At 64.4% G+C, this 26,669-nt stretch carries 20 protein-coding genes; 6 read left to right on the forward strand and 14 right to left on the reverse strand.

Annotation, left to right across the window (positions count from 1 at the left end; genetic code table 11):
• Nucleotides 1-4 precede the first annotated feature (4 nt).
• The 3 genes from BPHYT_RS12960 to BPHYT_RS12970 form a co-directional block, all read right to left on the reverse strand.
• The gene (locus tag BPHYT_RS12960; RefSeq protein WP_012433605.1) at nucleotides 5-838 is read right to left on the reverse strand and encodes an EI24 domain-containing protein; all 834 of its coding nucleotides are present in this window, start codon (nucleotides 836-838) and stop codon (nucleotides 5-7) included.
• Nucleotides 839-985: 147 nt separating this feature from the next.
• Nucleotides 986-1,984 (reverse strand): sterol desaturase family protein, encoded by a 999-nt coding sequence (locus tag BPHYT_RS12965; RefSeq protein ID WP_012433606.1) that lies wholly within the window; start codon nucleotides 1,982-1,984, stop codon nucleotides 986-988.
• Between the two features lie 58 nt (nucleotides 1,985-2,042).
• Complete coding sequence (locus tag BPHYT_RS12970; RefSeq protein WP_012433607.1) at nucleotides 2,043-3,062, reverse strand: YVTN family beta-propeller repeat protein; 1,020 nt, start codon at nucleotides 3,060-3,062, stop codon at nucleotides 2,043-2,045.
• Nucleotides 3,063-3,653: 591 nt separating this feature from the next.
• On the opposite strand from BPHYT_RS12970, the gene BPHYT_RS12975 reads away from it, so the two are divergent.
• Nucleotides 3,654-6,287, forward strand: a complete 2,634-nt coding sequence (locus BPHYT_RS12975; protein WP_012433608.1) for a YadA family autotransporter adhesin — start codon at nucleotides 3,654-3,656, stop codon at nucleotides 6,285-6,287.
• A 236-nt stretch (nucleotides 6,288-6,523) separates the two neighbouring features.
• Here BPHYT_RS12975 and hrpA read toward each other — a convergent pair whose 3' ends face one another.
• Nucleotides 6,524-10,816 carry an ATP-dependent RNA helicase HrpA gene (gene hrpA, locus BPHYT_RS12980; RefSeq protein WP_041758491.1) on the reverse strand — a complete coding sequence of 1,431 codons (4,293 nt, stop codon included), beginning with the start codon at nucleotides 10,814-10,816 and terminating at the stop codon, nucleotides 6,524-6,526.
• Between the two features lie 23 nt (nucleotides 10,817-10,839).
• Between hrpA and argA the strand changes: the two genes are divergently transcribed.
• The 3 genes from argA to proP all read left to right on the forward strand — a co-directional run bounded on the left by argA (nucleotide 10,840) and on the right by proP (nucleotide 14,769).
• Nucleotides 10,840-12,228: an amino-acid N-acetyltransferase gene (argA, locus tag BPHYT_RS12985; protein ID WP_012433610.1), complete on the forward strand. Its 1,389-nt coding sequence runs from the start codon at nucleotides 10,840-10,842 to the stop codon at nucleotides 12,226-12,228.
• A 54-nt stretch (nucleotides 12,229-12,282) separates the two neighbouring features.
• Nucleotides 12,283-12,558: an oxidative damage protection protein gene (locus BPHYT_RS12990; protein WP_012433611.1), complete on the forward strand. Its 276-nt coding sequence runs from the start codon at nucleotides 12,283-12,285 to the stop codon at nucleotides 12,556-12,558.
• Nucleotides 12,559-13,266: 708 nt separating this feature from the next.
• A complete protein-coding gene (gene proP / locus BPHYT_RS12995) occupies nucleotides 13,267-14,769 on the forward strand; it encodes a glycine betaine/L-proline transporter ProP (protein WP_238535656.1) in 1,503 nt (500 codons plus the stop codon).
• Between the two features lie 79 nt (nucleotides 14,770-14,848).
• On the opposite strand, the gene BPHYT_RS13000 is transcribed toward proP, so the two are convergent.
• The 8 genes from BPHYT_RS13000 to BPHYT_RS37280 all read right to left on the reverse strand — a co-directional run bounded on the left by BPHYT_RS13000 (nucleotide 14,849) and on the right by BPHYT_RS37280 (nucleotide 22,934).
• Nucleotides 14,849-15,337: a metallophosphoesterase family protein gene (locus BPHYT_RS13000; RefSeq protein WP_012433613.1), complete on the reverse strand. Its 489-nt coding sequence runs from the start codon at nucleotides 15,335-15,337 to the stop codon at nucleotides 14,849-14,851.
• Nucleotides 15,338-15,437: 100 nt separating this feature from the next.
• A complete protein-coding gene (locus BPHYT_RS13005; RefSeq protein WP_041759002.1) occupies nucleotides 15,438-16,244 on the reverse strand; it encodes a hypothetical protein in 807 nt (268 codons plus the stop codon).
• Nucleotides 16,245-16,249: 5 nt separating this feature from the next.
• The gene (locus BPHYT_RS13010; RefSeq protein WP_012433615.1) at nucleotides 16,250-16,825 is read right to left on the reverse strand and encodes a TMEM175 family protein; all 576 of its coding nucleotides are present in this window, start codon (nucleotides 16,823-16,825) and stop codon (nucleotides 16,250-16,252) included.
• A gap of 136 nt (nucleotides 16,826-16,961) precedes the next feature.
• Nucleotides 16,962-17,312: a cupin domain-containing protein gene (locus BPHYT_RS13015; RefSeq protein WP_012433616.1), complete on the reverse strand. Its 351-nt coding sequence runs from the start codon at nucleotides 17,310-17,312 to the stop codon at nucleotides 16,962-16,964.
• Between the two features lie 27 nt (nucleotides 17,313-17,339).
• Complete coding sequence (locus BPHYT_RS13020) at nucleotides 17,340-18,740, reverse strand: FAD-containing oxidoreductase (protein WP_012433617.1); 1,401 nt, start codon at nucleotides 18,738-18,740, stop codon at nucleotides 17,340-17,342.
• A gap of 136 nt (nucleotides 18,741-18,876) precedes the next feature.
• Nucleotides 18,877-19,065 (reverse strand): hypothetical protein, encoded by a 189-nt coding sequence (locus tag BPHYT_RS13025; protein WP_012433618.1) that lies wholly within the window; start codon nucleotides 19,063-19,065, stop codon nucleotides 18,877-18,879.
• A gap of 222 nt (nucleotides 19,066-19,287) precedes the next feature.
• Nucleotides 19,288-21,594 (reverse strand): putative bifunctional diguanylate cyclase/phosphodiesterase, encoded by a 2,307-nt coding sequence (locus tag BPHYT_RS13030; RefSeq protein WP_012433619.1) that lies wholly within the window; start codon nucleotides 21,592-21,594, stop codon nucleotides 19,288-19,290.
• A 389-nt stretch (nucleotides 21,595-21,983) separates the two neighbouring features.
• A complete protein-coding gene (locus tag BPHYT_RS37280) occupies nucleotides 21,984-22,934 on the reverse strand; it encodes an SH3 domain-containing protein (protein WP_012433620.1) in 951 nt (316 codons plus the stop codon).
• 302 nt (nucleotides 22,935-23,236) lie between these two features.
• Between BPHYT_RS37280 and BPHYT_RS13040 the strand changes: the two genes are divergently transcribed.
• Nucleotides 23,237-23,815 (forward strand): lysozyme inhibitor LprI family protein, encoded by a 579-nt coding sequence (locus tag BPHYT_RS13040; RefSeq protein ID WP_012433621.1) that lies wholly within the window; start codon nucleotides 23,237-23,239, stop codon nucleotides 23,813-23,815.
• Between the two features lie 105 nt (nucleotides 23,816-23,920).
• On the opposite strand, the gene BPHYT_RS13045 is transcribed toward BPHYT_RS13040, so the two are convergent.
• Entirely contained in the window at nucleotides 23,921-24,463 is a 543-nt protein-coding gene (locus BPHYT_RS13045) for a nucleoside deaminase (protein ID WP_012433622.1), read from the reverse strand.
• Nucleotides 24,464-24,506: 43 nt separating this feature from the next.
• Entirely contained in the window at nucleotides 24,507-25,637 is a 1,131-nt protein-coding gene (locus BPHYT_RS13050) for a BMP family ABC transporter substrate-binding protein (RefSeq protein ID WP_012433623.1), read from the reverse strand.
• 267 nt (nucleotides 25,638-25,904) lie between these two features.
• On the opposite strand from BPHYT_RS13050, the gene BPHYT_RS13055 reads away from it, so the two are divergent.
• Nucleotides 25,905-26,654 carry an SDR family oxidoreductase gene (locus tag BPHYT_RS13055; protein WP_012433624.1) on the forward strand — a complete coding sequence of 250 codons (750 nt, stop codon included), beginning with the start codon at nucleotides 25,905-25,907 and terminating at the stop codon, nucleotides 26,652-26,654.
• Nucleotides 26,655-26,669: the final 15 nt, after the last annotated feature.

Consider the following 26,669-nt stretch of genomic DNA (forward strand, 5'->3'; position numbering starts at 1 on the left):
TGCATCAGTAGGGAACCGGCGCCGCGTGCCGCACGCCGCCGTGCTCATCCGCGCGCATGCGCTGCAGCGCGCGCAAACAGTAGTAGCCGAACCATAGCGCCGAAAATATGAGGATGAACGCATAGATCCAGATCGTCACGGCCGTGACCACCGGGAACAGCACGATCAGCCAGACCGACGACGCCCACAACAACGTCGGCAGCGAACCCAGCAAGCCGCTCGCGATGCCGATCAGCAGCAGCGGCAAGCGGAAGCGCCGCACCAGCGCGCGCCGCTCGTCACGCGTGGCATGGAGCGCGAGCGCGTCGTAGCTCATTACACGATACGTCAGCCAGCCCCACAGGAGCGGCGGAATCAGCGCGAAGAACGGCGGCACGAGCCACAGCGGCAGCGTCACGATCAGCAGCACCAGACACACCAGCGTGGTCCACAACGCCTGACCGAGGCTACCGTACCACGTTCCGCCGCGACGCATTTCCAGGCTTGGAAATTGCCGCGCCGACAGGAAGCGGATCACCGCGGGCATCGACAGCGTGGCGATCAGCAGCAGCACCGTGACGACGATCAGCGGAATCGCCATCGCGATCACGATAAACGGCGCGATCGCCGCATGCAGCGCCGAAAAACCGAGCCAGTCGAACAAATGATAAAGCGTGATCGTGAACGACCAGCCTTCGAGCCAGCTGCGGGTCGCGCCGATCAGCGTCTGCCAGGAAAACCACAGGATCACGCCCCACCCGACCGTCGCCGCCAGAAATGGCATGAAGGTCAGCCAGAGCATGCGCGGGTGGAGTGCGCTTGCGAGCGCGCGTCCGAACGAGCGCAACAGATCATTCATGCGAGCCAGTGCCGGTGAACGAAACGATGGAAGGGAGCGAACCGCGCGACGAACCCGCCGGGCAGCCCCGCGTCTGGTCGCAAACGTGAACAGGATAAACCACGTGACGCGCCGCCGGGGAAACCGGCGGCGTGGGAGGAAGCGCGCTCAAACGGCGGCGGCGTCGTTGCTTTCGGTGCGGCGCTTCGGCGAAAGACGCCCGGCGATGCGCACGAAGGCGAGCCAGTGCTGCGCCCAGAAGCCGTCGCCGTAACGGCGTCCTTCGAGTTGATCGCTGATGCCGGTCGGCTCCATCTCGCGGCTCCAGGACACGCTGCGGAACAGCATGTCCCACCACGGAAACAGCACGCCGAAATTGCAGCCGTATTTCAACCCTTCGTGGCCGTAGCCGATCGCATGGTGGCGCCGATGAAACGTCGGGCTGACCAGCAGCCGCTCGCCCAGCCAGCCGAAGTACATGCGGATGTTCGCATGCTGGACGCTCTGCGCGAGGTTCGTGATGGCGACCAGCACGACGAACTGCGACGGCGGCACGCCGATCACCAGCGCGATCATTGCGAAAAAGGAGGCTTGCAGCAGATCGTCGAGCAGATGGTTGCGGTCGTCGGACCATAGGGACATCTGCTGCTGGCTGTGGTGCACCGCGTGCAGTTCCCACCACACGCCGATCCGGTGTTCCCAGCGGTGATACCAGTAGCCGGCGAAATCGAGCACCAGCAGATACATCACGAACGTGACGAGCGGCTGTGTGGTGACGCCGGGCCACAGATTGTCGAACTCGATATTCGAAATGTTATGCAGCCGCAGCCACGCCTGCACGGTGTCGAAGAACGGTTGGAGCGCGAAGAAAAAGGACAGGTTGAGAATGCCGAGCTTGGCGATCCACGTATAGATCACGTCGACGCGCACCGCCTTGCGGCTCTGCCACTGCTCCACCGGACGCAGCGCTTCGAGCGGACGCAGAACCGCGTACATGGCCAGCACTTCGACGATTCCCACGATCACCCAATACAGGCTGTCGTAGGTGTCTTCGTCGTAATCCATCAGATTGAAGCGGAACAGCAGCGGCTGCACCACGTCGACGTACAACAACGTCTGCACGGCGGAGACGAAGTTGTCGAGGGAAGAAAAAATCAGATGGAACATGGTGCTGGCCGGTTACTTCATCCGTGACGGTTCGCGTGGTGCGGCATGAGCCTTCGCATCAGGCGCCGTTCGGCGCCGTGACGGGCGCGCGATTGAAGAAATAGATGCCGTGCGGCGAACGGCCGACGGCAATCGTCTGGATCAGCTTACGCGTGTTCAGGTCGATGATGCCGACGTGCTTCGCGAAGCGGAACGTAACCCACAGATAGCGTTTGTCGGCGGAAAGTTCCATGTCGTCCGGTCCAGGCATCAAACCGGTGATGTCGCCGACGTTGGTAAGCGTGTCCTCGTCGATGATGCTGATGGTGCTCGCCACGCGGTTCGACACCGCGACGTGCTTGCCGTCGGCCAGCGAACGGAAGTTGTGCGCGCCGTTGCCGGTGTGGATCGTCTTGACGATCTTCTGGTTGCGCCAATCCACCACCGCGACGTAATCCGAGCCGGTCATGCCGATCAGCAGATATTTCTCGCCCGGCGTCATCCACAGGCCCGCCGGCACCTTGCCGACCTTCATCTTCCACTTGACGGTTTGCGTGGCCAGGTCAATCGCGGCCAGTTCGCCCGACACCTGCAGCGTGACGAAGACCGTCTTGCTGTCATTCGTAAACGCCATATGGCTCGGCATGACCGCGAGCGGCAGGCGCGACGCGAGCGTCATCTGGTTCTTCTGGCCGTCGTAGTGATAGATGTCCAGACGGTCCAGACGCAGGCCCGTGGTGACCAGCCATTTGCGATCAGGCGAAAAACCGATCTGGTACGGGTCTTCGATATTTTCGACCCAGCGCTGCACCTGGCCGGATTTCGGATCCACGAACATCAGATTGTTCGACACCGAATTCGCGACGATCAACGACGAATTGTCCGGCGTGGCCATCAGGTGATGCGGTTCCTTACCCGTGGGCACCGTGCCGACAACCTGGCGGGTCGCCTCGTCGATCAGGCTGAGCGTGGCTTCGCCGGAATTGAGCACGATCACGTTGTTGGCGTGGGCTGCCGGAGAAAAAAAGCCTGTGGCGGCGACTAGCATCGCGCCCGCCGCGACCGTGGCAGTCAAGCCGGGAAGAAAAAATTTACGCATGAAAACTCACTTCGGAGAACAACCGTCATTGTAGAACGTTTGCCGGGGCCAGCGGTTGACGCAGGTCGGGGTATGGACAGGAGAAATCAAGGGCGGGATGCCTCGGCTCGCGGCACGGCGCGCGAGCGCGAACACAACACGCGATCACGTTTTTCCGAAAGCGCCGGTGACGGATTGTCACGCCTGAAACTACGAATCTCAATGAAAACGGATAGACACGAGAATACGCCTATATTAAATAAATAATTATCAGAATATACGCTGAAGATTCTTTATTTATTGCTTCTCACCCATTAACCAATCAAGACACGCCTACACAAAGAGATTTTTCCGCAATCGCTTCGGATTTAGCTGATCCACCGCGCCGCCGCCAGACAGGACAATCGTCTGGTCTCATCCCTATCCAATCATAGCTGGATGCACGGGCGTTACGCGGGTGTTGTGCAAGTTAAGAAAGAACGAAAGACTGAATCGGGCAATGCCAAAGTCTCGAGATTTTTTGTTGCGCGATTAATCAGGACGATTAATCCTTATACGAAAACCCGCGCTCATGTGCCGTGCACTCTCGCACTACGCGGAGTTTCTAAAACAATGAATAGCAACAACCCACTGGTTTGGTGTGAAGCGACGACAATGTCGGCGGCAACGGCAAGATTAAAGACAAAGCGCAGAAAGGTCATCACGCGCGCAGTGCTGATTCTGGTGGCACTGGCAGGGGGCGCGCCGGCGGCGCAGGCCGCCCTCTTCGTAGATACGAGCGTCAATTCCCCCGGGAGCGATGTCTTCGCATCTGCGGTGGGCCCAGGCGCGATTGCGATCGGCATCGGTGCAATCGCAGGGGGCCCCTACGCAATCGCGACAGGCTTTCAGTCCGGTGCGCAGGGCTACATGTCGATTGCAACCGGCGTTCAGGCTCAGGCATCCGGCGACAAATCGCTTGCAATGGGCGTGCAGGCGACAACCGCAGCTGCCGCCCTCTACGGAATCGCAATCGGCGATCAGGCCTTCGCCAGCGGGGTGGGGGCCACGGCGTTTGGCTCAGGCGCACGGGCTAGCAACCTGAACTCGGTCGCTATCGGCTATGCGGCGTCAGCCACGGTCGCCAACAGTGTCGCACTCGGCGCGAACTCGACCACCACCGCGAATCTCAGCCAGCCCGGCGAGGAATTCGGCACGAGCGGCGTGGTCGAGGCGACAGCGGCCCTCGGCGAGGTCTCCGTTGGCTCGCCAGGCAAAGAGCGCCGCCTGACTAACGTTGCAGCGGGCGCGGCGGCGACCGACGCCGTCAACCTGAGCCAGTTGAGTGCGGTCGATGGCAAGGTCGGCACGCTTGCGCAAAGCGGCACGCAGCACTACTTCAAGGCCGACGGCACCGCCGACGGCACGGACGATGCCGTCGCAAGCGGCACGCATGCGGTCGCAACAGGGGTGCTCGCAAACGCCTCAGGCGACTACGGCACGGCGCTCGGCACCAACTCCGCCGCGACGGGAACAGGCGCCGCCGCGCTCGGCGCGTATGCATCGGCAACGTCGGCCGGCAGCATCGCATTGGGTTACAACGCCGTTGCCGGCAATGTCGATTCAATTGCGATAGGCCACGACGCGGACGCGTCCGCTGACGGCTCCGTCGCCCTGGGCCAGGGTTCGGTCGCCGACCGCGCGAACACCATCTCCGTCGGCTCGGCCGGCAAGGAGCGCCAGATCGCCAACGTCGCGGCCGGCACCCAGGCAACCGACGCCGTCAACCTGAGCCAATTGCAGGCAGCCAGCGCGACCGCCTCGCGCTACTTCAAGGCAAACGGTCTGAACACCGGCAACGACGACGCTGCGGCCACCGGCGACAACGCGGTCGCCGTCGGCAGTTCGGCGCTTGCGGCGGGACAAGCCGCGTCGGCCATCGGCACGAGTTCGCAGGCGAGCGGCGATTTCGCCACGGCGGTCGGCGGGTTCGCCAACGCGCAGGGCAACGGCTCCACCGCGCTGGGCTATCGGGCAAGCGCCCTCGTCGACAACTCCGTTGCGCTAGGCTACGAGGCGAGCGCAGCAGGCGCGAACTCAACCGCTCTCGGTTACCAGGCCAGCGCAGTGGCCGATAACTCCGTAGCGCTAGGCTACCAGGCCGGCGCAGCGGGCGTGAACTCCACCGCTCTCGGCTATCAGGCCCGCGCCTCTGCGGAGAACTCTGTCGCCTTGGGGCAAGGATCGATCGCCGACCGTGCGAGCACCGTCTCGGTCGGCTCCGTCGGCAACGAGCGCCAGATCACGAACGTCGCAGCCGGCACTGCCGACACCGACGCCGTCAACGTCGCGCAGCTCAAAGCGGTGAGCGATCAAGGTGCCGCCAATGCCGCCAAGCTCGACGGCGCGGTGATGTACGACCAGAACGCCGACGGCAGCGTCAACCGGAACAGCGTGACGCTCGGCGGCGACGCCGCCAACGGCGGCACGGCGATCCACAACGTCGCGGCGGGCGTGGACGGCACCGACGCGGTCAACGTCGATCAGCTGAACGCGGCCATCGCGGGCGCGGTCAACAACGTCGTGGTCAACTCGGGCAATCCGTTCTTCAGCGCGGAAGGCGATCGCGATACTCAAGGCGCCCTGTCGTCCGGTACGCAGTCCGTGGCCGCGGGCGCCAACGCTCGGGCAACCGGCACCGACGCGGTCGCCATCGGCGCCAACTCGCTGGCGAGCGGCGCGAACGCCACCTCGCTCGGCGCGAACTCCATCGCCAGCGGCGCCAATGCCACCGCGCTCGGCGCGGCGGCAAACGCCACCGCCAGCAACTCCGTCGCGTTGGGGCAAGGCTCGATCGCGGACCGCGCCAACACCGTCTCCGTCGGCGCGGCAGGCCAAGAACGCCAGATCACCAATGTCGCAGCCGGCGTGCAAGGCACCGACGCGGTCAACGTGAGCCAGTTGCAGCAAAGCGTGGGTGGAGCGCTCAGCCAGGCGAACAGCTATACCGACGACCAGATCCGCTCGGCCCGTCGCGATGGTTACGGCGGCACGGCGTCCGCCATGGCAATGGCCGGCTTGCCGCAGGCGATTCTGCCGGGTCGCGGCATGGTCGCGATGGCCGGCGGTACCTATGCCGGCCAGTCGGCGTTGGCCATCGGCGTATCGCAAATCTCGGAAACGGGGAAGTGGGTCTACAAGCTGCAAGGCACCACGGATTCGCGCGGCCAGTTCGGCGCGGCAGTCGGCGCCGGCATGCACTGGTAACGGAACTGGAAAGACAAGCGAGGCCGAAGCGAGTCACAGCAAACGCGTGACCCATCGACTTTTCATGTGCGACGAGCGCGGGCTCGACCCAAGCCCCACGCCCGTTTTTGCGCGCGACGCCATTCCCATAAGGCATGGCGTCGCGCGCTTTTTTACCTCGCCGCAACAGGCTGCCGGTCTATTACGCCGATCGGTAGCCGAAACGGCTCACGCGAGGCGCTCCCTGCCCGTCCCGATCAGCGCTGCATCGACTCCCACACTTTATAAAGCCGCTTCACCGAAATCGGCATCGGCGTACGCAACTCCTGCGCAAACAGCGAGATCCGCAACTCTTCCAACAACCAGCGGAACTCCGACAAACGCGGATCCAGCACACCGCCGCGTTGCGCCACGGCGCGCTGATAGTTCTGCAGCAGCGGCTGGAATTCGGCGAACTGCCGTGCGTCGCGCGCGGGGTCCGCCTTCAGCTTGTCGATGCGCAGCGCGATCCCCTTGAGATAGCGCGGGAAATGCGCCAGTTGCGCGTACGGCGTATCGACCACGAAGCGCTTGCCGATCAGTCCGTCGAGCTGGTTCTGCAAATCGGCATACGCCGCCGTGAACGACTTCGCCTGCACCAGCTTCTTCGCGACGCTCGCGTATTCGCCCAGAATCTGCCCGACCAGCCGGGCAATTTCCTGAGCGAGCAGGGTCAGGCGGCTGCGGCCTTCGTCGCGGCGCGTGTGGAAACTGACGTCGTCATCGGGCAGCGGGTCTTGCAGGCACGCGCGGTCGAGTGCAGTGTCGATCAACTGATCGCGCAACTCTTCCTGCGTGCCGCGCGGCATGAACTGCATCGCCATTTCGCGCAGACCCGGCAGATTCTTTTCCAGATACTTGATCGGCTCCTTCAACTGCAACGCGAACAGCCGACGCAATCCCGCGCGATGAATCCGTGCGGCCTCGTCGGGTGAATCGAACACTTCGACGTCGCAATGCGTGCCGCGATCCACCAGCGCCGGATAACCGAACAACGTCTGCCCGCCGCGACGGATTTCGAGCAACTCGGGAAGCTTGCCGAAATTCCATGTCGTCAGCCTTTCATACAGCGCCGTGCCCTGCGCCCCGCCCTGCGGCGCGGTCTGCGGACCTGACGCTGCGCCCACACCGCCTTTGCCCCGCAGCGCGCCCGCGCCGGCCGCACCGGTGGTTTGCGCCGGCGTCGCGACACCGCCGCCGCCCGCGTCCGCCAACGCCGCCCCGGCGGCGCTCGACGCGATTTTCTGAAAATGCTGCTGCGCCTGGCCGCCGAGTTCGGCGCGCAGTTGCGACATGTTGCGGCCCATCGCGAGCTGGCGTCCATGCTCGTCGACGACCTTGAAATTCATGAACAGATGCGGCGGCAAGGTCTCGAGCTTGAAGTCCGACTGCTTCATCGCGACTTGCGTCTGTTCGCGAACGTCGGCGATCAGCGACTCGAGCAAACCGCCCGCACCAAAGCGCGGACCGCTGTGCCGATCGACGAAACCCGCGGCGTACTCGGGCAGCGGCACGCAATGCCGCCTCAACTTTTGAGGCAAGGACTTGAGCAGCAGTTGCGTCTTCTCTTTCAGCATGCCAGGCACGAGCCATTCGCAGCGCCGCGCGTCGACCTGATTCAGTGCATACAGCGGCACGGCGAGCGTCACGCCATCACGCGGCGAACCCGGCTCGAAGTGGTAAGTGAGCGCCATCTCGACGCCCGCCATCGTCATCCGTTTCGGGAACAGATCGGTGGTCACGCCGGCGGCTTCGTGCCGCATCAGATCGTCACGCGACAAATACAGCAGGCGCAGCTTGTCTTCCGGCTGGCCGCTCTTTTTCACTTCGTCGCGATACCAGCGTTCGAACGACGCGCCGGTGTAAATGCCTTTCGGCAATGCCTGATCGTAATAGGCGAAGATCAGTTCGTCGTCGACCAGCACGTCCTGGCGGCGCGACTTGTGTTCAAGCTGCTCGATATCGGCGAGCAGCTTGCGGTTATGAGCAAAAAACGCGAGCTTTGTATCGAACTCGCCCTCCACTAGCGCGCCGCGAATGAACAGCTCGCGGGCACGCGCCGGATCCTGTTTGCCGAAGCTCACGCGCCGCCGGTGATAGATCGGCAGGCCGTACAGCACCGCGCGCTCGAACGCCGAGACCTGCGCCGCGCGCTTCTCCCAATGCGGCTCGGAAAGCGACTTCTTCAACAGATGCGCGCCAATCTTCTCGATCCACTCCGGCTCGATCTTCGCGATGCAACGCGCGTACAGGCGGCTCGTCTCGACCAGTTCGGCGGCCATCACCCACTTTCCAGCCTTCTTCACCAACGCCGAGCCTGGCCACAGATAGAACTTGATGCCCCGCGCGCCGAGGTAATACGGTTCGTCGTCGGCTTTGAGGCCGATGTTGCCGAGCAGGCCAGTCAGCAGCGCGAGATGGATCTGCTCGAAAGTCGCTTCCGCCTCGTTCAGACGCCAGCCGTGCTCGCGCACGACGGTCAGCAGTTGCGAGTGCACGTCGCGCCATTCGCGCAGGCGCAGTTGCGACAGGAAGTTCTTGCGGCACTCTTCGTGCAGCTGCTTGTTCGACTTCTTGTGCGCGATCGCTTCTTCGAACCAGTTCCAGATTTTCAGCCACTGCAGGAATTCGGAGCGATCGTCGGCGAAACGGCGATGCGCCTGATCGGCCTGCTCCTGCGCTTCGATCGGCCGGTCGCGCGGATCCTGCACTGACAAGGCGCTGGCGATGATCAGCACTTCCTTCAACGCCTGCTGGTCGCGCGCGGCGAGAATCATCCGGCCGACACGCGGATCGAGCGGCAGGCGCGCGAGTTCGCGGCCGAGCGGCGTGAGCTGATTGTCGTCGTCGACGGCGCCGAGTTCGTTGAGCAGCTGATAGCCGTCGGCGATCGCGCGGCCCGGCGGCGGCTCGATGAACGGGAACGTCTCGATCGCCGTCAGATGGAGCGACTTCATGCGCAGAATCACCGAGGCCAGCGACGAACGCAGAATCTCCGGATCCGTAAACCGCGCGCGGCTCTGATAATCGCTTTCCTCATAGAGACGGATGCAGATGCCGTCAGCGACGCGGCCGCAACGCCCGGCCCGCTGATTCGCGGCGGCCTGCGAAATCGACTCGACCTGCAACTGCTCGACCTTGTTGCGATACGAGTAGCGCTTCACGCGCGCGAGGCCGGTGTCGACCACATAGCGAATGCCCGGCACCGTCAGCGAGGTTTCGGCGACGTTGGTGGCCAGCACGATGCGGCGCGCGTTCGAGGTGCGGAACACGCGCTCCTGTTCGGCCGCGGAAAGCCGCGCGAACAGCGGCAGAATTTCCGTATGCGGCGGATGATGCTTGCGCAGCGCCTCGGCGGCGTCGCGGATTTCGCGCTCGCCGGGCAGGAACACGAGCACGTCGCCCGGGCCTTCGCGGCAGAGTTCGTCGACGGCGTCGACGATCGCGTCCATCAGATCGCGATCGGTTTCGCGCTGCGATTTCGGCCGGTCGCCGCGCGGCGCCGACGGCGCATCGCCCTGCGCGGCCTTCACGGCGGGGCTATCTTCCGCGACCGGCCGGTAGCGCACCTCGACCGGATACAGCCGCCCGCTCACCTCGATCACCGGCGCGGGTTTCTCGTCGCTGCCGAAGTGGCGCGCGAAACGATCCGCGTCGATCGTCGCTGAGGTCACGATCAGCTTCAGATCCGGACGCTTGACGAGAATTTCCTTCAGATAGCCGAGCAGAAAGTCGATGTTCAGGCTGCGCTCGTGCGCCTCGTCGATGATCAGCGTGTCGTACGCTTTCAGCAGCGGATCGGTTTGCGTTTCGGCGAGCAGAATACCGTCGGTCATCAGCTTGACGGAGGCGCCCGGCGACAGATTGTCGGTGAAGCGCACCTTGTAGCCGACCACTTCGCCGAACGGCGTGCCGAGTTCTTCGGCGATGCGGCGGCCGGTCGCCGACGCGGCGATCCGGCGCGGCTGCGTGTGGCCGATCAGCCCGGAGCCGCCCGCGCCGAGACCGCGCCCAAGTTCGAGGCAGATTTTCGGCAGCTGGGTGGTTTTACCGGAGCCGGTTTCGCCGCAGACGATCACGACCTGATTCCGGGCAATGGCTTTGGCGATTTCCTCGCGACGGCCTGAAACCGGCAGCGCTTCCGGGTAAGTAATCGGCGGAATCGGATTGGGCTCGACCACACGCGGCGCGCGGGGTGCGCGGGGTGCATGGGGTTCACGGGGCTGACGCGGTTCGCGGCGGCCAGCGCCGCGCTCGGACGCCCGTCGCGATTCATCACTTGCAGCGTGTTTCGGCGTGGCGTCATTTCCTTGAGCGCGCACGCCGCGATTCGAATCATTCTTCCGCGCCCGCGCATTTTCCGCGGCGCGCCGCGGCTCGCGCGCCGTGTGCGGCGTGTTGCGTTCGGCGTCCTGCGCATCGCGGCGCGGCGCGTCGCCGGCCTTCGGTTGATCGGCGGCCGGCGCCGGATTCTCGTTCGCCGCAGCGGGACTTTTGGGTACATTCGACATGGGGGCGCATTATAATCCCCGGCATGAATTCCCAAACCGACCTCGTCCCCGCGCCCGCGAGCGCTCCGGCCCCCGCCGGCGCAACGGAAGATCTCGCCCAGCACGCGCAATTCGTCGACTGGATGCGCTCAGTCGCCCCTTACATCCATGCGTTCCGTAACAAGACGTTCGTCGTCGGGTTCGGCGGCGAGGTGGTGCATCAGGGGCTCCTGAACGCGCTCGTCTCCGACATCGCGCTGCTGCAGGCCATGGGCATCCAGATCGTGCTGGTGCACGGCTCGCGCCCGCAGGTCGAAGAGCAGATGAGCCTGCACGGGGTGGAGTCCGAGTTTTCGCACGGCATGCGCATTACGGACGCACGCGCGCTCGAATCCGCGAAAGAAGCGGCCGGCGAAGTGCGTCTGGATATCGAGGCGGCGATCAGCCAGGGCTTGCCGAATACGCCGATGGCACACGCGCACATCAGCGTGGTGTCGGGCAACTTCGTGACGGCGCGGCCGGTCGGGATTCTCGACGGGGTCGATTTCGCTCACACCGGCGTGGTGCGCAAGATCGACGCCGATTCGATCCGCCACTCGCTCGCAAGCCGCAAGCTGGTGCTGCTCTCGCCGCTCGGCTTCTCGCCCACCGGCGAAGCCTTCAATCTGGCCATGGAAGACGTGGCGTCCGCCGCGGCGATCGCGCTGCGCGCCGACAAGATCGTGTTCCTGACCGAAACGCCGGGCCTGATGGAAGCCGGCGAAGAAGGCCCCGTACTGGTGCGCGAACTGTCGCTCGACGACGCCTACAAGCTGCACGAAAGCGGTGAAGTCACCGGCGACGCGGGCTTCTATCTGAAGCACTCGATTCGCGCCTGCCGCGGCGGCGTGGCGCGGGCGCACATCATCCCCTACGCGCTCGACGGCAGCCTGCTGCTCGAACTGTTCCTGCACGACGGCGTGGGCACGATGATCTCGTACGAGAACCTCGAAAGCCTGCGCGAAGCCACGCCGGACGACGTCGGCGGCATTCTCGCGCTGATCGAGCCGCTCGAATCGGACGGCACGCTGGTGCGGCGCGGGCGTCACCAGATTGAACGCGACATCGATCATTTCTCGGTGATCGAGCACGATGGCGTGCTGTTCGGCTGCGCGGCGCTGTATCCGTACACGCAGGAGCGCATCGGCGAAATGGCGTGCCTGACGGTCGCGCCCGAAGCGCAAGGCACCGGCGACGGCGAACGGCTGTTGAAGCGCATCGAGCAGCGCGCGCGGGCGCGCGGCCTGACGCGCATTTTCGTGCTCACCACGCGTACCGAACACTGGTTTTTGAAGCGCGGCTTCGTCAAGGTCACGGTCGACGACCTCCCGGAAGACCGCCGCCGACTCTATAACTGGCAGCGCAAGTCGCTCGTGCTGATGAAACAGCTCTGAACGGCCCTATATAGCGACTGTCCGCCCCCACACCGATTTTAGGAGAAGCACAGCATGACTCGTATGGTTCAATGCGCGAAGCTCGGCAAGGAAGCCGAAGGCCTCGATTTCCCGCCGCTGCCCGGCGAACTCGGCAAGCGGATCTACGAAGGCATCTCGAAGGAAGCCTGGCAGGCCTGGTTGAAGCAGCAAACCATGCTGATCAACGAAAACCGCCTGAACATGGCCGATCCGCGCGCCCGCCAATATCTGATGAAGCAGACCGAAAAGTTTTTCTTCGGTGAAGGCGCGGACACGGCACAGGGTTATGTGCCGCCGTCGGCTGAGTAAAGTAAAGGCTTTCGCGCTTTTAAACTGCATGACCGAAATCCGCGCCGCGTGCGCGGATTTTTTTCGTCTGCGCGCGCAACCGGATGCACCGATCGAGACCACCGATTCGCGCCTCCAACACCGCCGGGGAAACTCTCCAAACGGTACATTTCCGCACGGTCTTAAGCCCCTTTTCCAGACCGCCAGGATCCGCTCGATCCCCCGCCCCGCAAGGGATTGAGCGTGCCCGCCGGGGCCCTCGGCGGACAGCGGGTTTGCACGATCCTCTGTTATCGTGCTATCATGTGCCTCGTTCCAACAGCATTTCACCTTCATTCACGTTCTCTTCAATCTGGCGCGCAGTGCGTGTGCCAACCCGAATTGAACAGTTTTTATACAAGAAGGCTTGTCGGTCGTTTCCCCGTTTCGCGTCACCCGTGAGCGGCGAATAAAGCACCGGCCTTTTTCGTTTCAAGCCTTCCCGCGGCGCATGGGCCGGCTTTCAGCCACCCCGGCGTCCTCATGCACCTGCCCCCCTTCCACGGCCACGCAGGTGCAACGTCAGCACAATCTAGACGAGTGTTTTTTCGCGATCTGTCTCGCGAGGCACGGGCGCTGTGTTTTCCATCGCGCCCCGCTCCATTGCCCTTCAACGGCGACGGAGATGCTTTTCGCCTTGCTCGCGAAACCGCACTTCCCAGCAACCGTGGCGGAACGTTCATGCGCATCATGAGTTTCGTCGCAGTCATTGGAGTTTTCACCTTGACCGCTTCCAGCAACGGCTTCTGGCGACACCACAAAGAAGAACAACGCCTCTCTCTCGACGACATCACCGTCGTCGACAAATCTCTCCTCAAGCGGGCCGTCGGCGCCATGGCGCTCGGCAACGCGATGGAATGGTTCGACTTCGGCGTGTATAGCTACATCGCCGTCACGCTCGGCAAAGTGTTCTTCCCGTCGGCCAGTCCGGCTGCGCAGTTGATCGCCACGTTCGGCACGTTCGCCGCGGCGTTCCTCGTGAGGCCGGTGGGCGGCATGGTGTTCGGGCCGCTCGGCGACCGCATCGGCCGGCAGCGTGTGCTCGCCATGACCATGATCATGATGGCGCTCGGCACTTTCGCGATCGGTCTGATTCCCAGCTACACAACGATCGGCATTTTCGCGCCGATGCTGCTGCTGGTCGCGCGTCTGGTGCAAGGTTTCTCGACCGGCGGCGAGTACGGCGGCGCGGCCACCTTCATCGCCGAATTCTCGACCGACAAGCGCCGCGGCTTCATGGGCAGCTTCCTCGAGTTCGGCACGCTGATCGGCTACGTGCTCGGCGCGGGCACCGTTGCCGTGCTGACCGCGACGCTCTCGAACGACGCGCTGCTCTCGTGGGGCTGGCGTGTGCCGTTTCTGATCGCCGGCCCGCTGGGTCTGGTGGGTCTGTACATCCGGATGAAGCTCGAAGAAACGCCCGCGTTCAAGAAGCAGGCCGAGCAACGCGAAGCCGAGGACAAAGCCGTGCCGAAGCAGTCGTTCGGTCAGTTGCTCGCGCAGCAATGGAAGCCGCTGCTGCTGTGCGTCGGCCTCGTGCTGATCTTCAACGTCACCGACTACATGGCGCTCTCGTATCTGCCGAGCTATCTGTCGGCCACGCTGCACTTCAACGAAACGCACGGCTTGTTCCTCGTGCTGCTCGTAATGGTGCTGATGATGCCGATGACGCTCGCCGCCGGCCGTCTGTCCGACACGATCGGCCGCAAGCCGGTGATGCTGTTCGGTTGCGTGGGTCTGTTCGCGCTGTCGATTCCCGCCCTGCTGCTGATCCGCATGGGCACGGTGTTGCCGGTGTTCGGCGGCCTGATGATTCTGGGCGTGCTGCTGTCGTGCTTTACCGGTGTGATGCCGTCGGCGCTGCCGGCGCTGTTCCCGACCAAAATCCGCTACGGCGCGCTGGCGATCGGCTTCAATATTTCGGTGTCGCTGTTCGGCGGGACGACCCCTCTCGTGACGGCGTGGCTGGTCGACCGTACCGGCAATCTGATGATGCCCGCGTACTACCTGATGGGCGCGTCGCTGATCGGTATCGTCTCGGTGGTAGCACTGCGCGAAACCGCTCGCAAGCCGCTGCTGGGCTCGGGCCCGTGCGTTGCGACGCGTGCCGAAGCACATGCGGTGTTGCGCGGTGAGCGTGAAGCCGAAGAGATGGACGAACGTTATGCGGCTACGGCTACGGCACGTGCCTGAACACGGGTTGTTTGATGGTTAGCGCGGCTTGGCCGCGAGTAGTCCGAGAGCGGGCCGGCAAATTTGCCGGCCCGTTTTTTTATGACACCAGCGGATCGAAGCTCGCACTCGCGTGCGCACCTTCGACGATCAGGATTCCAGCAGAAATTGGCAGCTTGAAACGCCGTGGCCCTGCACTGCCTGGATTGACGAACAGCACGCCGTCGCGTTCGCTGATCATTGGCTTGTGCGAATGGCCGGTCACCACCACGTCGATCCCCTGGCTGCGCGGATCGGCGCCCACATCGGCGATGTCGTGCACGACGAGAATCGTCACTTGCTGCACGGTCAGCGTGGTGTGCGTCGGCAACGACGCGGCCCAGTCGCCGGTGTCGTTGTTACCGCGCACCGCCGTGACCGGCGCGATCCGCGTGAGTGCATCGAGCACGGCTTCGTTGCAGATGTCGCCCGCGTGAACGATCGCGTCGCAGCCGGCCAGATATTGCAACGCCTCCGGGCGCACCAGGTTGTGCGTGTCGGAGATCAGGCCGATTCGTGTGCGTGTGGGTTGTCGAGTGCGCGAAGTCATGTTGGCAGTATCGGGCAAATGAGCGGCCTGCGTGCGCGGTCGTTTCGCTGAGCGGGCATCTCCGCTTTTCGCGGTCATCAGCGCGGCAAATCCCGCCCACTCAATCCGTCGACTGCTGCTCGGCGAGTTCGCGCGACACCGCCTGCACCGGCCGTCTCGCGCCGAGCATCCGTTTAGTGGCGCCCTGCACGATCACCGACACCGCGAAGGCACACGCGAAGCTGATCCACACGCCGTACTGCGGCAGCATCGTCGCCGTCACGGCAAAGAAAGCCGCGAACGAGGCGCGGCCGATCACCATGCCGCGCATCAGCAAGGCGACGAAGTCCGGACCATGCGCGCGCTGCGCGGACACCGCGAGCACGATGCCGAGCAAGGGAAAAACCGACAGCAGTCCGCTCCACGTCGCGCCCATCGATGCGGACAGCGTGGTCACCGCGACCGTCAGCAGCGCCCCGGCGAGCATGCGCACGGCAAGATCGCCGAGTCCGAGTCGCGCCGCGGGCACGTGACCGTTCACGCGCGGCAAGCCGCTTTGCGACACCGCCACGGCTACACAGGCCGCCACCACGGCCCATGCAAGTCCAACGGGAAGCTGCGTGAGCACAAATGCAACGCCGACCCAACCGACCATACCGACGCTCAGCGCGAGCGGCCACGCCACCCGCCGGCAAGTCCACGCATACGCAAAATTGAACGCTTCCGATGCGGCGATCGCCGCGATCGAAGCCGCCGACGCCTGCGCCGCAAACGACGGCCCGCGCTCCAGCGCAAGCAGCAACACGATCGGCCCGGCGACCACCGGCAGCCCCGCGAGCCAGCCCGCCACCGACGGCCCCCACACGCGTCCCGCCACGGTCAGCGCGGCGAGAAACGCCGGCACCAGCGCGAGCTTGAGCGCAAGCAGCACGCTTACGATTCCAGCACGTGTTCGATGCGCCGGTCCGGCACCAGCCACCACGCGGCAGCGAGCGTATAAAGCGCGGCCGAAACCCAAGGCACGACAAACGCCAGCGCGATACCCGTCAGATAGATCACGACCGAAACCTTGCCCTTGAAATCGTTGCCGACGGCTCTCGCAAGCGCCGAGTCTTTGCCGTGCTCGCGGATCAGCACGCCCATCAGAATGAAATATGCGATGGACGACATGAACAGCACCACGCCGTACATCGCGGTCGGCCAGGAAGCCAGATGGTTTTCGCCGACCCAATGCGTGACGGCCGGCAGCAGCGACAGCCAGAACAGCAGATGGAGGTTGGCCCACAGCACCGCGCCGTTGACCTTCTGCACGGCATGGAACATGTGGTGATGATTGTTCCAGTAGATGCCGACGTAGATAAAGCTCAGCACGTACGCGCAAAACACTGGAAGCACAGGCCGCAGCGCGGCAAGATCGAAGCCCTCCGGCACCTTCAGCTCGAGCACCATGATCGTGATGATGATGGCGATCACGCCATCACTGAAGGCTTCGACACGTCCCTTGCCCATCGGTTGATTTCCTGATGATGAATGCGGTTGCGCGCACCGGTCGCCCGCGTTCCGCAGACGACCCACGCCGTTGCCGATTATCCGCGATGGCCCGGCGCTTTGTCGATGCGCCTGATCGATCGGCAGTTTGCCGCGCTCAGGTCGGAGCGTCGTCCGGGTAATAGACGGCGAGCCACACGCTGGGCTCCTGCTCGCTCGTCCATGCCACGCGATGCCGGCAATGCGCGCCGATCAGCACGTGATCGCCGGCCTTCATCGGGTGAGGCTCGGCCTCGCCTTCGAATTCGAGCGCCGCCGCGCCGCTCAGCAGCACGACCCACTCGGCGCGCGGACTGTCGTACCAGAAACCCGGCGCGCTGGCGTGGCCCACCGAGACGATCCGCTCGATGCTCACGCCGCCCTCTTCGACCAGCGCGTCGATCTGCTCGCCCGCGTCCGCGGATGCGTCGTGGTCGAACAGATTGCCGCTCCTTATTGCGCGCTTCATCGTATGTGCTCCGCTCGTGCGCGCCGCTCACTTCATGGGCTTGAGTCCATCGAGCAAGGTCGGAACAAGTTCGCTGATGGTCGGGTGAATATGCATCGCGTACTGCAAGGTCGGATACGGCGCGTCCGCCGTCATGATGTCGATGAACGTGTGAAGCGCCTCATCGCCTTCAATGCCGTGAATCGCGGCCCCGAGTACCCGCTTGCTCTCCTTGTCGACCATCACCTTCATGAAGCCGTCGGTCTCGCCGCGTTCGCGCGCGCGGCCCACCCGTGTCATCGGCATGGTGGCGATCAGCGCGTCGCGGCCGGACTTGCGCACTTCGGCCTCCGAGGCGCCGACCCGCGCGAGCGGCGGATCGACGAACACGGCGTACGCCATGATCCGCGTATCGACGCTGCGTGAGGCGCCGTCGAGCAGATTGGCCGCGACGATCTGATAGTCGTCGTAGGAGGTGTGAGTAAAGGCGCCGCGTCCGTTGACGTCGCCGATCGCCCAGACGCCCGGCACGTTGGTGCGCAACTGGCCGTCGACGGGAATCGTGCCGTGCTTGTCCACCGCGATGCCGGCGGCGGCGAGGCCGAGGTCGTCGGTGTTCGGTTCACGGCCGGTCGCGAACAGCAGGTGCGATGCTTCGAGCGCGGGAATGTTCTGCTCGAAGCCGACGCACACTTCATTCTCGCGATGCGGATGCGGCTCCACCCGCGAAGGCTGCACATTGAAGCGAAATTCCACACCCTCACGCGCGAGTACCTTCTGCACGGAGTCGGCGAAATCGGCATCCTCGCGCGTGAGCAAGCGTTCGCCGCGCACCAGCACGGTCACCTGGCTGCCGAAGCGGCGAAAGATCTGTGCGAATTCGAGCGCGATATAACTCGCGCCGACGATCACCAGATGACTCGGCAATTCCGTCAGATCGAGTAGGTTGGAGTTGGTGTAGTAGCGAATCCGCTCGAGTCCGTCGAGCGGCGGCACGACGGCGCGCGTGCCGGTATTGATGAAGACTTCGTCGGCGCTGATCTCGTCGAGCAGATTGCCGTCCGGTCCGCTGATAGCGAGTGCGCGCGGTCCGGTGAAACGCGCGTGGCCTTTGAACACGCTCATGTTCTGCGTGCCGCGCAGCCATGCTTCGACGCCGTCGCGCGACTGCCCGATGATCTTGTCCTTGCGTGCCTTGACCGCGGCCAGATCGACGCTGATCGCGCCGCCCACCTGCACGCCGAGTTCCGCGCAATGACGCGCGACATGCGCTGCGCGGGCGCTCGCCACATAGGATTTGGTCGGCGTGCAGCCGACGTTCACGCAGGTGCCGCCAAACGCAGCCCGTTCAATGACCGCCGTTTCGCGGCCGCTTTTAGCGAGACGCACGGCGAGCGGTGAGCCGCCTTGTCCCGTACCGATCACAACTGCGTCGAAGTGCTGTGGCATGGCGACTCTCCCGAGGCTGGGGTGCTGGTCGTAGCATCTTACGCTTCGCCCCTGGAATCACCATGTTGTGCTGCTCACTACTGCCGCGGATTGTTGCGGATTGTCGCGGACGACTGCTGTTTTCCGTCCGTTGTGCTCAGGCGTGGCAATGCACGGCGCAGATCAGTTCGCGCGAACGTTGCAGCGCGGCCTGTGCACCGCGTGACGCCATCACCCAGCCGACCTGGCCGAGATTGAAATCTTGCGACACCATCACCTGCATGAGGGCGACCATCGGTAGGACCACCGACGGCCGGTAAAGCTGGTCTCTGATTAAAGCTGGCATGACAACTCCCATCGCACGACGCCGCTTCGGCATCGCGCTCAATTTACCTTTCGATGGGAGGATTTTAGGGAGACCGGCCTCGCGGATAAATACCGCGAACGCGAAGTCACTTGTCCAGCAAACCGAACAATCCCGTCGGGATGTACGCGCGGCGCGCCGTGCAAGCCCGCATTCGCAAGCGCGGCAAGGGTTCCGGGCTTGCGTGCGGGACGGCCGGCAGGTTCAGGAGGCGTCGGCGACGTTGAGCTGTGCGTCCCACAAAGCGCGGGCATATGCACTGGCCCCGACCGGACGGCTGTAAAGATAGCCCTGCTGCTTGTCGCAATCGATCGCGCGCAGGAACGCCGCCTGTTCGGCGGTTTCCACCCCTTCGGCGGTGACGTTCATGCCGAGCGAGTGCGCCATCGCCACCACGGCCTGAGTAATCGCAATCGAATCGCGATGATCCGGCAAACCCGCGACGAACGAGCGGTCGATTTTCAGGTTATGCAGCGGGAAGCGCTTCAGATACGACAGCGACGAATAGCCGGTGCCGAAGTCGTCGACGGAAATGCGCACGCCCATGGCGTTCAGCGCGCTCAGCATCGGCAGGACCGTTTCGCTGTCGCTCATCAGCAGCCGTTCGGTGATCTCCAGCTCCAGCGCCGTCGGCTCGAGCCCGGACTGCGCGAGACAGCGTTCGATCCGCTCCACCAGGCCGTCGTTGAACTGCCGCGGCGACAGGTTGACAGCGACGATCAGCTCCGGCGCCAGCGTGCGCCGCCATTGCGCCACCTGCTCGCAGGCCCGCGCCAGCACGAAGTCGCCGATCTCGACGATCAGCCCGGCATCTTCGGCCACGGGGATGAATTCCCCCGGCGACACGTTGCCCAGCTCGCTGTTGTACCAGCGCAGGAGCGCCTCCGCGCCGATCGTGCGGCCGTCGTGGCTGTCGACGATCGGCTGGTAGACGAGGCTCAGTTCGTTGCCGGCGAGCGCGCGCCGCAGCGATTGCTCGATCGTGAAGCGGCGTTGCAGGTGCTGATTCAGCTCGGCGGTGAAAAACTGGAAGTTATTGCGGCCGCGCTGCTTGGCGTGATACATCGCCGAATCCGCGTTGCGCATGAGCGTGGCGACGTCCTGGCCGTCTTCCGGAAAACGGCTGATGCCGATCGACGCGCCCAGGTAGTACTCGTTGTCCGCCACCGCGAACGGCACCGCGATCATGTCGAGAACGCGGCGCGCGAGGCCGATCAGATGCCCGCTGTTTTCATACGCGCTGATCACGATCACGAATTCGTCGCCGCCCACGCGCGCGAGCGTGTCCTCGGGCGCGATGCACGCCGAGAGGCGCTCCGCCACGCTGCAGAGCAGGGAGTCGCCCGCCTCGTGGCCCGCCGTGTCGTTGACCTTCTTGAAGCCGTCCAGGTCGACGAAAAGCACGGCGACGCTCGCCAGTTCGCCCATGCCGGACGACATGTGCGGCGTGAACAGGTCGCGCATCCGCTCGGTGAGATAGGCGCGGTTGTAGAGGCCGGTGAGCGAATCGCGGGTGGCGAGGAACTTGAGTTGGCGCTGCGCCTCGCGCACGGGTCCGATGTCGGTGAACGAGATCAGCACCGAACCGGGTTCGCTCTCGCCCGGCTTGATGATCGGCACGACGTTCTCGGTGATCCAGACAATGTCGCCGCCGATCAGCTCCACGCCGATCGTCACGCCGAGCACCGGTTTGCCGGTGCTCAACACCTGCGCGGTCGGGCGGGCAGCGTCGACGACGAGCGAGCCGTCTTCGTGATACGCGCGCACCATCACCGTATGAATACTGCGGCCGACGATCTGCGGGGTGGCGCGCAAGATGCGCTGCGCGCTCGGATTGCAGGCGAGCACGACGCCGTCACGCGACTGCACGACGATTCCTTCGATCAGATGATCGACCACCAGCCGGTGATGCTCCTCGCTGTGCGCGAGGCGCTGGACCATGGTGTCCTGATGCACGGCGAGACCGACGCTGTGCCCGATGTCGCGCAGCATCGCTTCTTCCTCGGCGCCCGGACGGCGCGGCACGCGGTAGTAGACCGCGAAGGCGCCGAGCACCACGCCGGAATCGTTTTCAAAGGGCACCGACCAGCAGGCCCGCAAGCCGATCGGCAACGCGAGGTGCCGGAAGTCAGCCCACAGCGGATCGGTTTCGATATCCTCGACGACGACTAGGCGCCGCTCGTACATCGCGGTGCCGCATGAGCCGGCCCGTGGACCGATCGCCGTGCCGTCGATCGCCGCGCTGTAATGCGCCGGCAGCGACGGCGCGCCACCCACTCTGACGTGGACGCCGTCGGCGTCGAGCAACAGGATTGAACAGGACGCGCCTTCGCCCAGCAGCGCTTCAGCGCGGCGGCATACTTCGTCAAGCAATTCCGGCAGCGGCGTGTTGCGGGTGATCAAGCGCAACACCGTGCGCTCCGACGCCACCACGCCTTCGGCGAGATTCGATCCATAGCGGCCTTCAGGCGCTGCTTCCAGCTTGTTTTCTGATGTCGCTTCGCAAGTCATATGTGCGCCCCCTAACCCGACATCGGCAACTTAGTGTACGCGGCGCACCGGGGTTTACGCGAGGCCGGCGAATTTAATTCGTCGCGGATGGGAGACGGCGTGGCGAATCGGGCCGGTTGATGGAGTTGGGGAAACCGCGCAAAGGCCTTTCTGGAGCGGGTGATGGCGCTTTGGGCGGGCGCCGCGCGGGTAGCGTTTTGGGTTCCTCCGCTTTTGCAGAGTCGGAACCCGAATCACGGGGGGAAGCTGCGCGGCGACTTGCCTCAAGCGGGTGATGGCGCCCTCGGCGCGCGCCGCGCCGGCAGGGTTTCGGGTTCTGCCGCCGCCTGTTGCGGAGGCGGAACCCGATTTACGCTGGGACGCCTCGCGACGACTTGCCTAGATCGCGCTCAGCCGTGTTGGTCCGGCGGCCGGCCACCTCCACCGCTGCCGCCACCGCCCTGTCCTCCACCGCCGTTGCCGCCGTGGCCACCGCCCTGTCCTTCACCGCCGTTACCGCCGCCCGGCGGCCTGCCTCCGCCGCCTTGCGGAGGACTGCCTTGAGGGCGGCCACCCGCGTTACCTTGTGGACCACCGGGAGGCCGTCCGCCCGCATTGCCCTGTGGCTGGCCGCCCGGTGGCCGTCCGCTCGCATTACCCGATGGCTGACCACTCGGTGGCCGTCCGCCCGCATTACCCGGTGGTTGACCACCCGGTGGCCGTCCGCCCGCGTTGCCCGGTGGCTGACCGCCCGGCGGACGCCCACCTGCATTGCCCGATGGCTGCCCGCCCGGCGGACGCCCACCAACGTTCCCTGGAGGCGGCCCACCCGGCGGTCTTCCTCCGCCGTGCCCCGGAGGCGGTCCACCCGGCGGCCTTCCCCCGTCATGCCCCGGCGGTCTTCCACCCGGCGGCCATCCCGCGCCCGGCCGCGGCGGAGGTGGCGGCGGATGATGCGCCCAGCGCGATTGCTGACCGTACCAAGGCCGGCCGCGATAATAGTCGCCCCAATACGAGCCGATGGAGAACGTCACGATCGGCAGCCCAATTACGGTGCCGTAGTTCATTACCGGCACATTGGCGCCCTGATACGGATAGCTGAGCGAGCCTGCATACACCCAGCCGCGCAGGTTCGGCGCGGCGACATCGCACCATTGATAGCTGCTGATGCACCCCATCACGCTCAACGGCACTCCGCCGGGCAATTGCGTCACGACCGGATAATCCGGCGCCGGGCCCGCGCGCACGTTGACGGTGGTGTTGGTATAGGCCTGCGACTGCGCGCAAGCCACGGCGGGCAAGGCCAGCACGCCGGCCGCCGCATACAGACATCTAAGACATCGAACGAGGTGTCGTTTCATTTTTTCTCCCGTTTCAAGCGCCGCGTGTCTTGCCGGCCGGTCCTGCTGATGTAGTGAGTGCTTGTGGTTCCCGCGCGGCACGCCGCCTCGCCATGTAGCGCCGCGCGTGCCTCCGCTTATAGGCGAGTTGCACGGCACGTGCCTGCAAGCGTCCAATCAACTGCCCCGTCGATTGCCGCCGTCCGCGGGAGGCAAGATTTGGTAACCACCCACCTGAAGTCACGCGTTTTTCGGACGTCCGTGTTCGGGCATCTCGGCCGATCATCCGTTGCATGAAAAAGCCATGCACTTCCGGGACCGCAATGACCGTCATCCGCCCACTTCTGATCGCCGCGCTGATGCTCGCGCATCCAGTCGCCCATGCCACCAGCTTCGACTGCAACCGGGGACGCTCGCTAACCGAGAAGATGATTTGCAACAACCCCGCGCTCTCGAAGCTCGACGACACGCTGGGGCAACTGTACTGGAAAGCGCGTCGGCGGGTCAGCAACCGGCGCGCCTTTCTCACCGACAGCGACAGCAAATGGGCATGGCGTGAAGCGAACTGCCGCGATGCGGCGTGTCTGGGGACGTGGTACGCGACGCGTATCGAGGAACTGCAGACGCTGATCGAAGGGATGCAAACCGGCACGCCGCCGCCATCCGCCACGCCAGTTGACCCCGACATGCGGCGCAGGCCGCTCACGGCTCCCGCGCAACTCACCGAGGTGGCGATGCGTCAGTGCACGGCGGCGAATCCTGGGATCGTGGTGAGCGAGCAGTGTTCCAGCGTGCTTAAGGCGACCAGCGGACAGTGGAAACATCAGCCGCGCGGCGGCGACTGGTTCTGCGGCATCGCGATGCTGGCGCCGGCGCAAATGCAGGTCGACGCCGCGCAATGACCCAAGCATGCTATGCATGTCGGCTCGGCGAGCTTGAGCACTCAAGCAGGGGTGCACACATCGCGCTTCTCTCTCGCGCAAGCGCACCAAGCGCAACAAGCACCGCTAGCGGCTGCTCCAGAATCCGCGCTGCACCGCCATCACCTCGGCTTCCACTTCGGGCACCGGTCCGATCACCTCGACCGGTTTCTGGCAATGGTCGAAGACATACCGGCAGTCCACGCTCATGGTCGGATTCTCGGCGTGATCGCCGGTCGCCTCCAGCAAGCGCTTCTCGGTCATGCCGAACACCACCCGCCCGATGTTGGCCCAATACATCGTGCCGGCACACATGCAGCAAGGCTCGACCGACGTGTACAACGTGCAACTCCACAGATATTCAGGCGTGAAGTTCAACGCCGCCACGCGCGCCAGCACCGACTCGGCGTGATTCACCGTGTCGACGTTGCCCTGTTCCATCAGCACCGTCTCCTGGTCAGGTCCGACCAGCACCGCGCCAAACGGATGATGCCCCAGCAGCGTCGCCCGCTCGGCCACCCGGCTCGAATGCCGCAGATGCCGCACGATCTGCTCGTGCGTGGGCGTCAAACCCTGCGGCGGATAGTTGGCGGCCGCTGCGGCGGCCTCCGTCGAAACCGTCAGACTCACGGGCGATCTCCTTGAATAATAGTTAGATTAGCGAAGCAAATTTTTACTTGGGCAGCGAGCCGTCCACGCCCTGTACGAACCAGTTCAAACGCAGCAGTTCCGGATCGCTCAACGACTTGCCGGCAGCGACCTTCACCGCGCCCGATTGATCCATGATCGGACCGGCAAACGGATTGAACTTGCCGGAGATGATGTCATCGCGCTTCTGGCTCAAGGCCTTTTGCGCGGCCGGCGAAACGGCGTCGGTGTTGATGTCCGCGAGGTCGATCGCTTTCTCTTTCAGCCCCCACCACACCGGCGAATTGTTCCAGGTGCCCGCCATCACCTGATCGACCAGGTGCGTGTAGTACACGCCCCAGTTGCTCACGCATGCGCCGAGTTGCGCATTCGGCCCGAACTTCTTCATATCCGAGTCCCAGCCGAACGCATGCACCTTCTTCTGCTCGGCGGTCTGCATCGTCGCCGTCGAATCGGTGTTCTGGATCAGCACGTCGGCGCCTTGGCCGATCAGCGTTTCGGCGGCCTGCTTTTCGCGGCCCGGATCGAACCAGCTATTGATCCACACCACTTTCACGCGCGCATTCGGATTGACCGAGCGGGCGCCCATCGTGAACGCGTTGATGTTGCGCACCACCTCGGGCACCGGCACGGAGCCGACAAAGCCGAGCGTGTTCGACTTGGTCGTATAGCCCGCGACGAGACCCGCCAGGTAGGCGCTCTGATAGGTGCGCACGTCATAGGTCGCGAAGTTGGCGGCCTTCTTGTAGCCGGTGGCATGTTCGAACACGGCGTCGGGGAAGTCCTTGGCGACCTTCAGCTCGAAATCCTGAAAGCCGAAGCTCGAACCCACCACGATCTTGTTGCCCTTGGACGCCAGATCGCGGAACACGCGCTCCGAATCCGCCGACTCCGGCACGTTCTCGACGCGCGTCACCTTGATCTTGTCGCCGTATTTCGCCTCGAGCGCTTTCACGCCCTGTTCGTGCGCGTAGGTCCAGCCGGCGTCGCCCGGATTGCCGAGATAGACGAAGGCAATGCCGATCGGCTGCGTGGCGGCGGCCGACGCCCCCGCGGCGCTGAATGCCAGCGTCGCGCCAAGCGCGGCAGCGAGGACGGTCCGGACGGTTTTGATGCGCAGTGAACGATGCAGCGCTCGCGCCAGCGTTGTTTTCATGGATTCTCCGAAGATGGTTGAAGGTGCCTGCCCCAGCGCTCGGGATAACCCGGGCAAGGCTCCAGCATAGGGGGCCATATTCGAAGGTCAATTTCAGCGGAAAAATTATTTCCCGTTATTCCGCCCATAACCAAGCTCGTATTTTGGTCCCGCCATCAACATGTTCGATACTTTCGAACGAGTGCGTCGGAGAAATGGTACGGCAAGGCCGCCGCGCAGGCGCAATATCACTCTCACCAACCCGCAACACTCTTTCGGAGATTCAAAATGACTCGCTTCCAAGGTAAGTCGGTTCTCGTCACCGGCGGCAGCAGCGGCATCGGCTTCGCAGCCGCCAAGGCATTCGCCGATGAAGGCGCCCGCGTGGTCATCACCGGCCGCGATGCCGCCGCCCTCGAAACGGCAAGAAAGGCGCTCGGCGCCGATGCCGTCGCAGTGCGCAACGACGCCGGCTCGGTGGCGTCGGCGCGTGAACTGGCGGCTGCGATCAGCGCCGTCGGCATCCGCCTCGACGCGGTGTTCGTCAACGCCGGCACCGCGAAGTTCGCGCCGTTCCCGGACGTCGACGAAGCCTTCTGGGACGCGATGTTCAACACCAACGTCAAGGGCGCCTACTTCCAGATTCAGGCACTGCTGCCGTTGCTCAATCGCGGCGCGTCGATCGTGATCAACGGCTCGATCAATGCGCATATCGGCATGCCGGCGTCGTCCGTGTATGCGGCGAGCAAGGCTGCGGTGATTTCGCTGGCGAAGACGCTTTCGTCGGAACTGCTGCCGCAAGGCGTGCGCGTCAATGTGGTGAGTCCCGGCCCGGTGCAAACGCCGCTGTACGGCAAGCTCGGCCTCGACGCCGCCGCGCTCGAAGCCACCGCCGCGCAGATTCTCGGCCAGGTGCCGGTGGGCCGCTTCGGCACGCCGGAAGAAATCGCCTCGACCGTGCTGCATCTGTCGGCGCCGGAGTCGGCATTTATCGTCGGTACGGAAATCATCGCCGATGGCGGGATGAGCCAGCTTTAAAGCCACGCTCAGGCG

The sequence above is a fragment of the Paraburkholderia phytofirmans PsJN genome (assembly GCF_000020125.1).
Lineage (GTDB): Bacteria > Pseudomonadota > Gammaproteobacteria > Burkholderiales > Burkholderiaceae > Paraburkholderia > Paraburkholderia phytofirmans.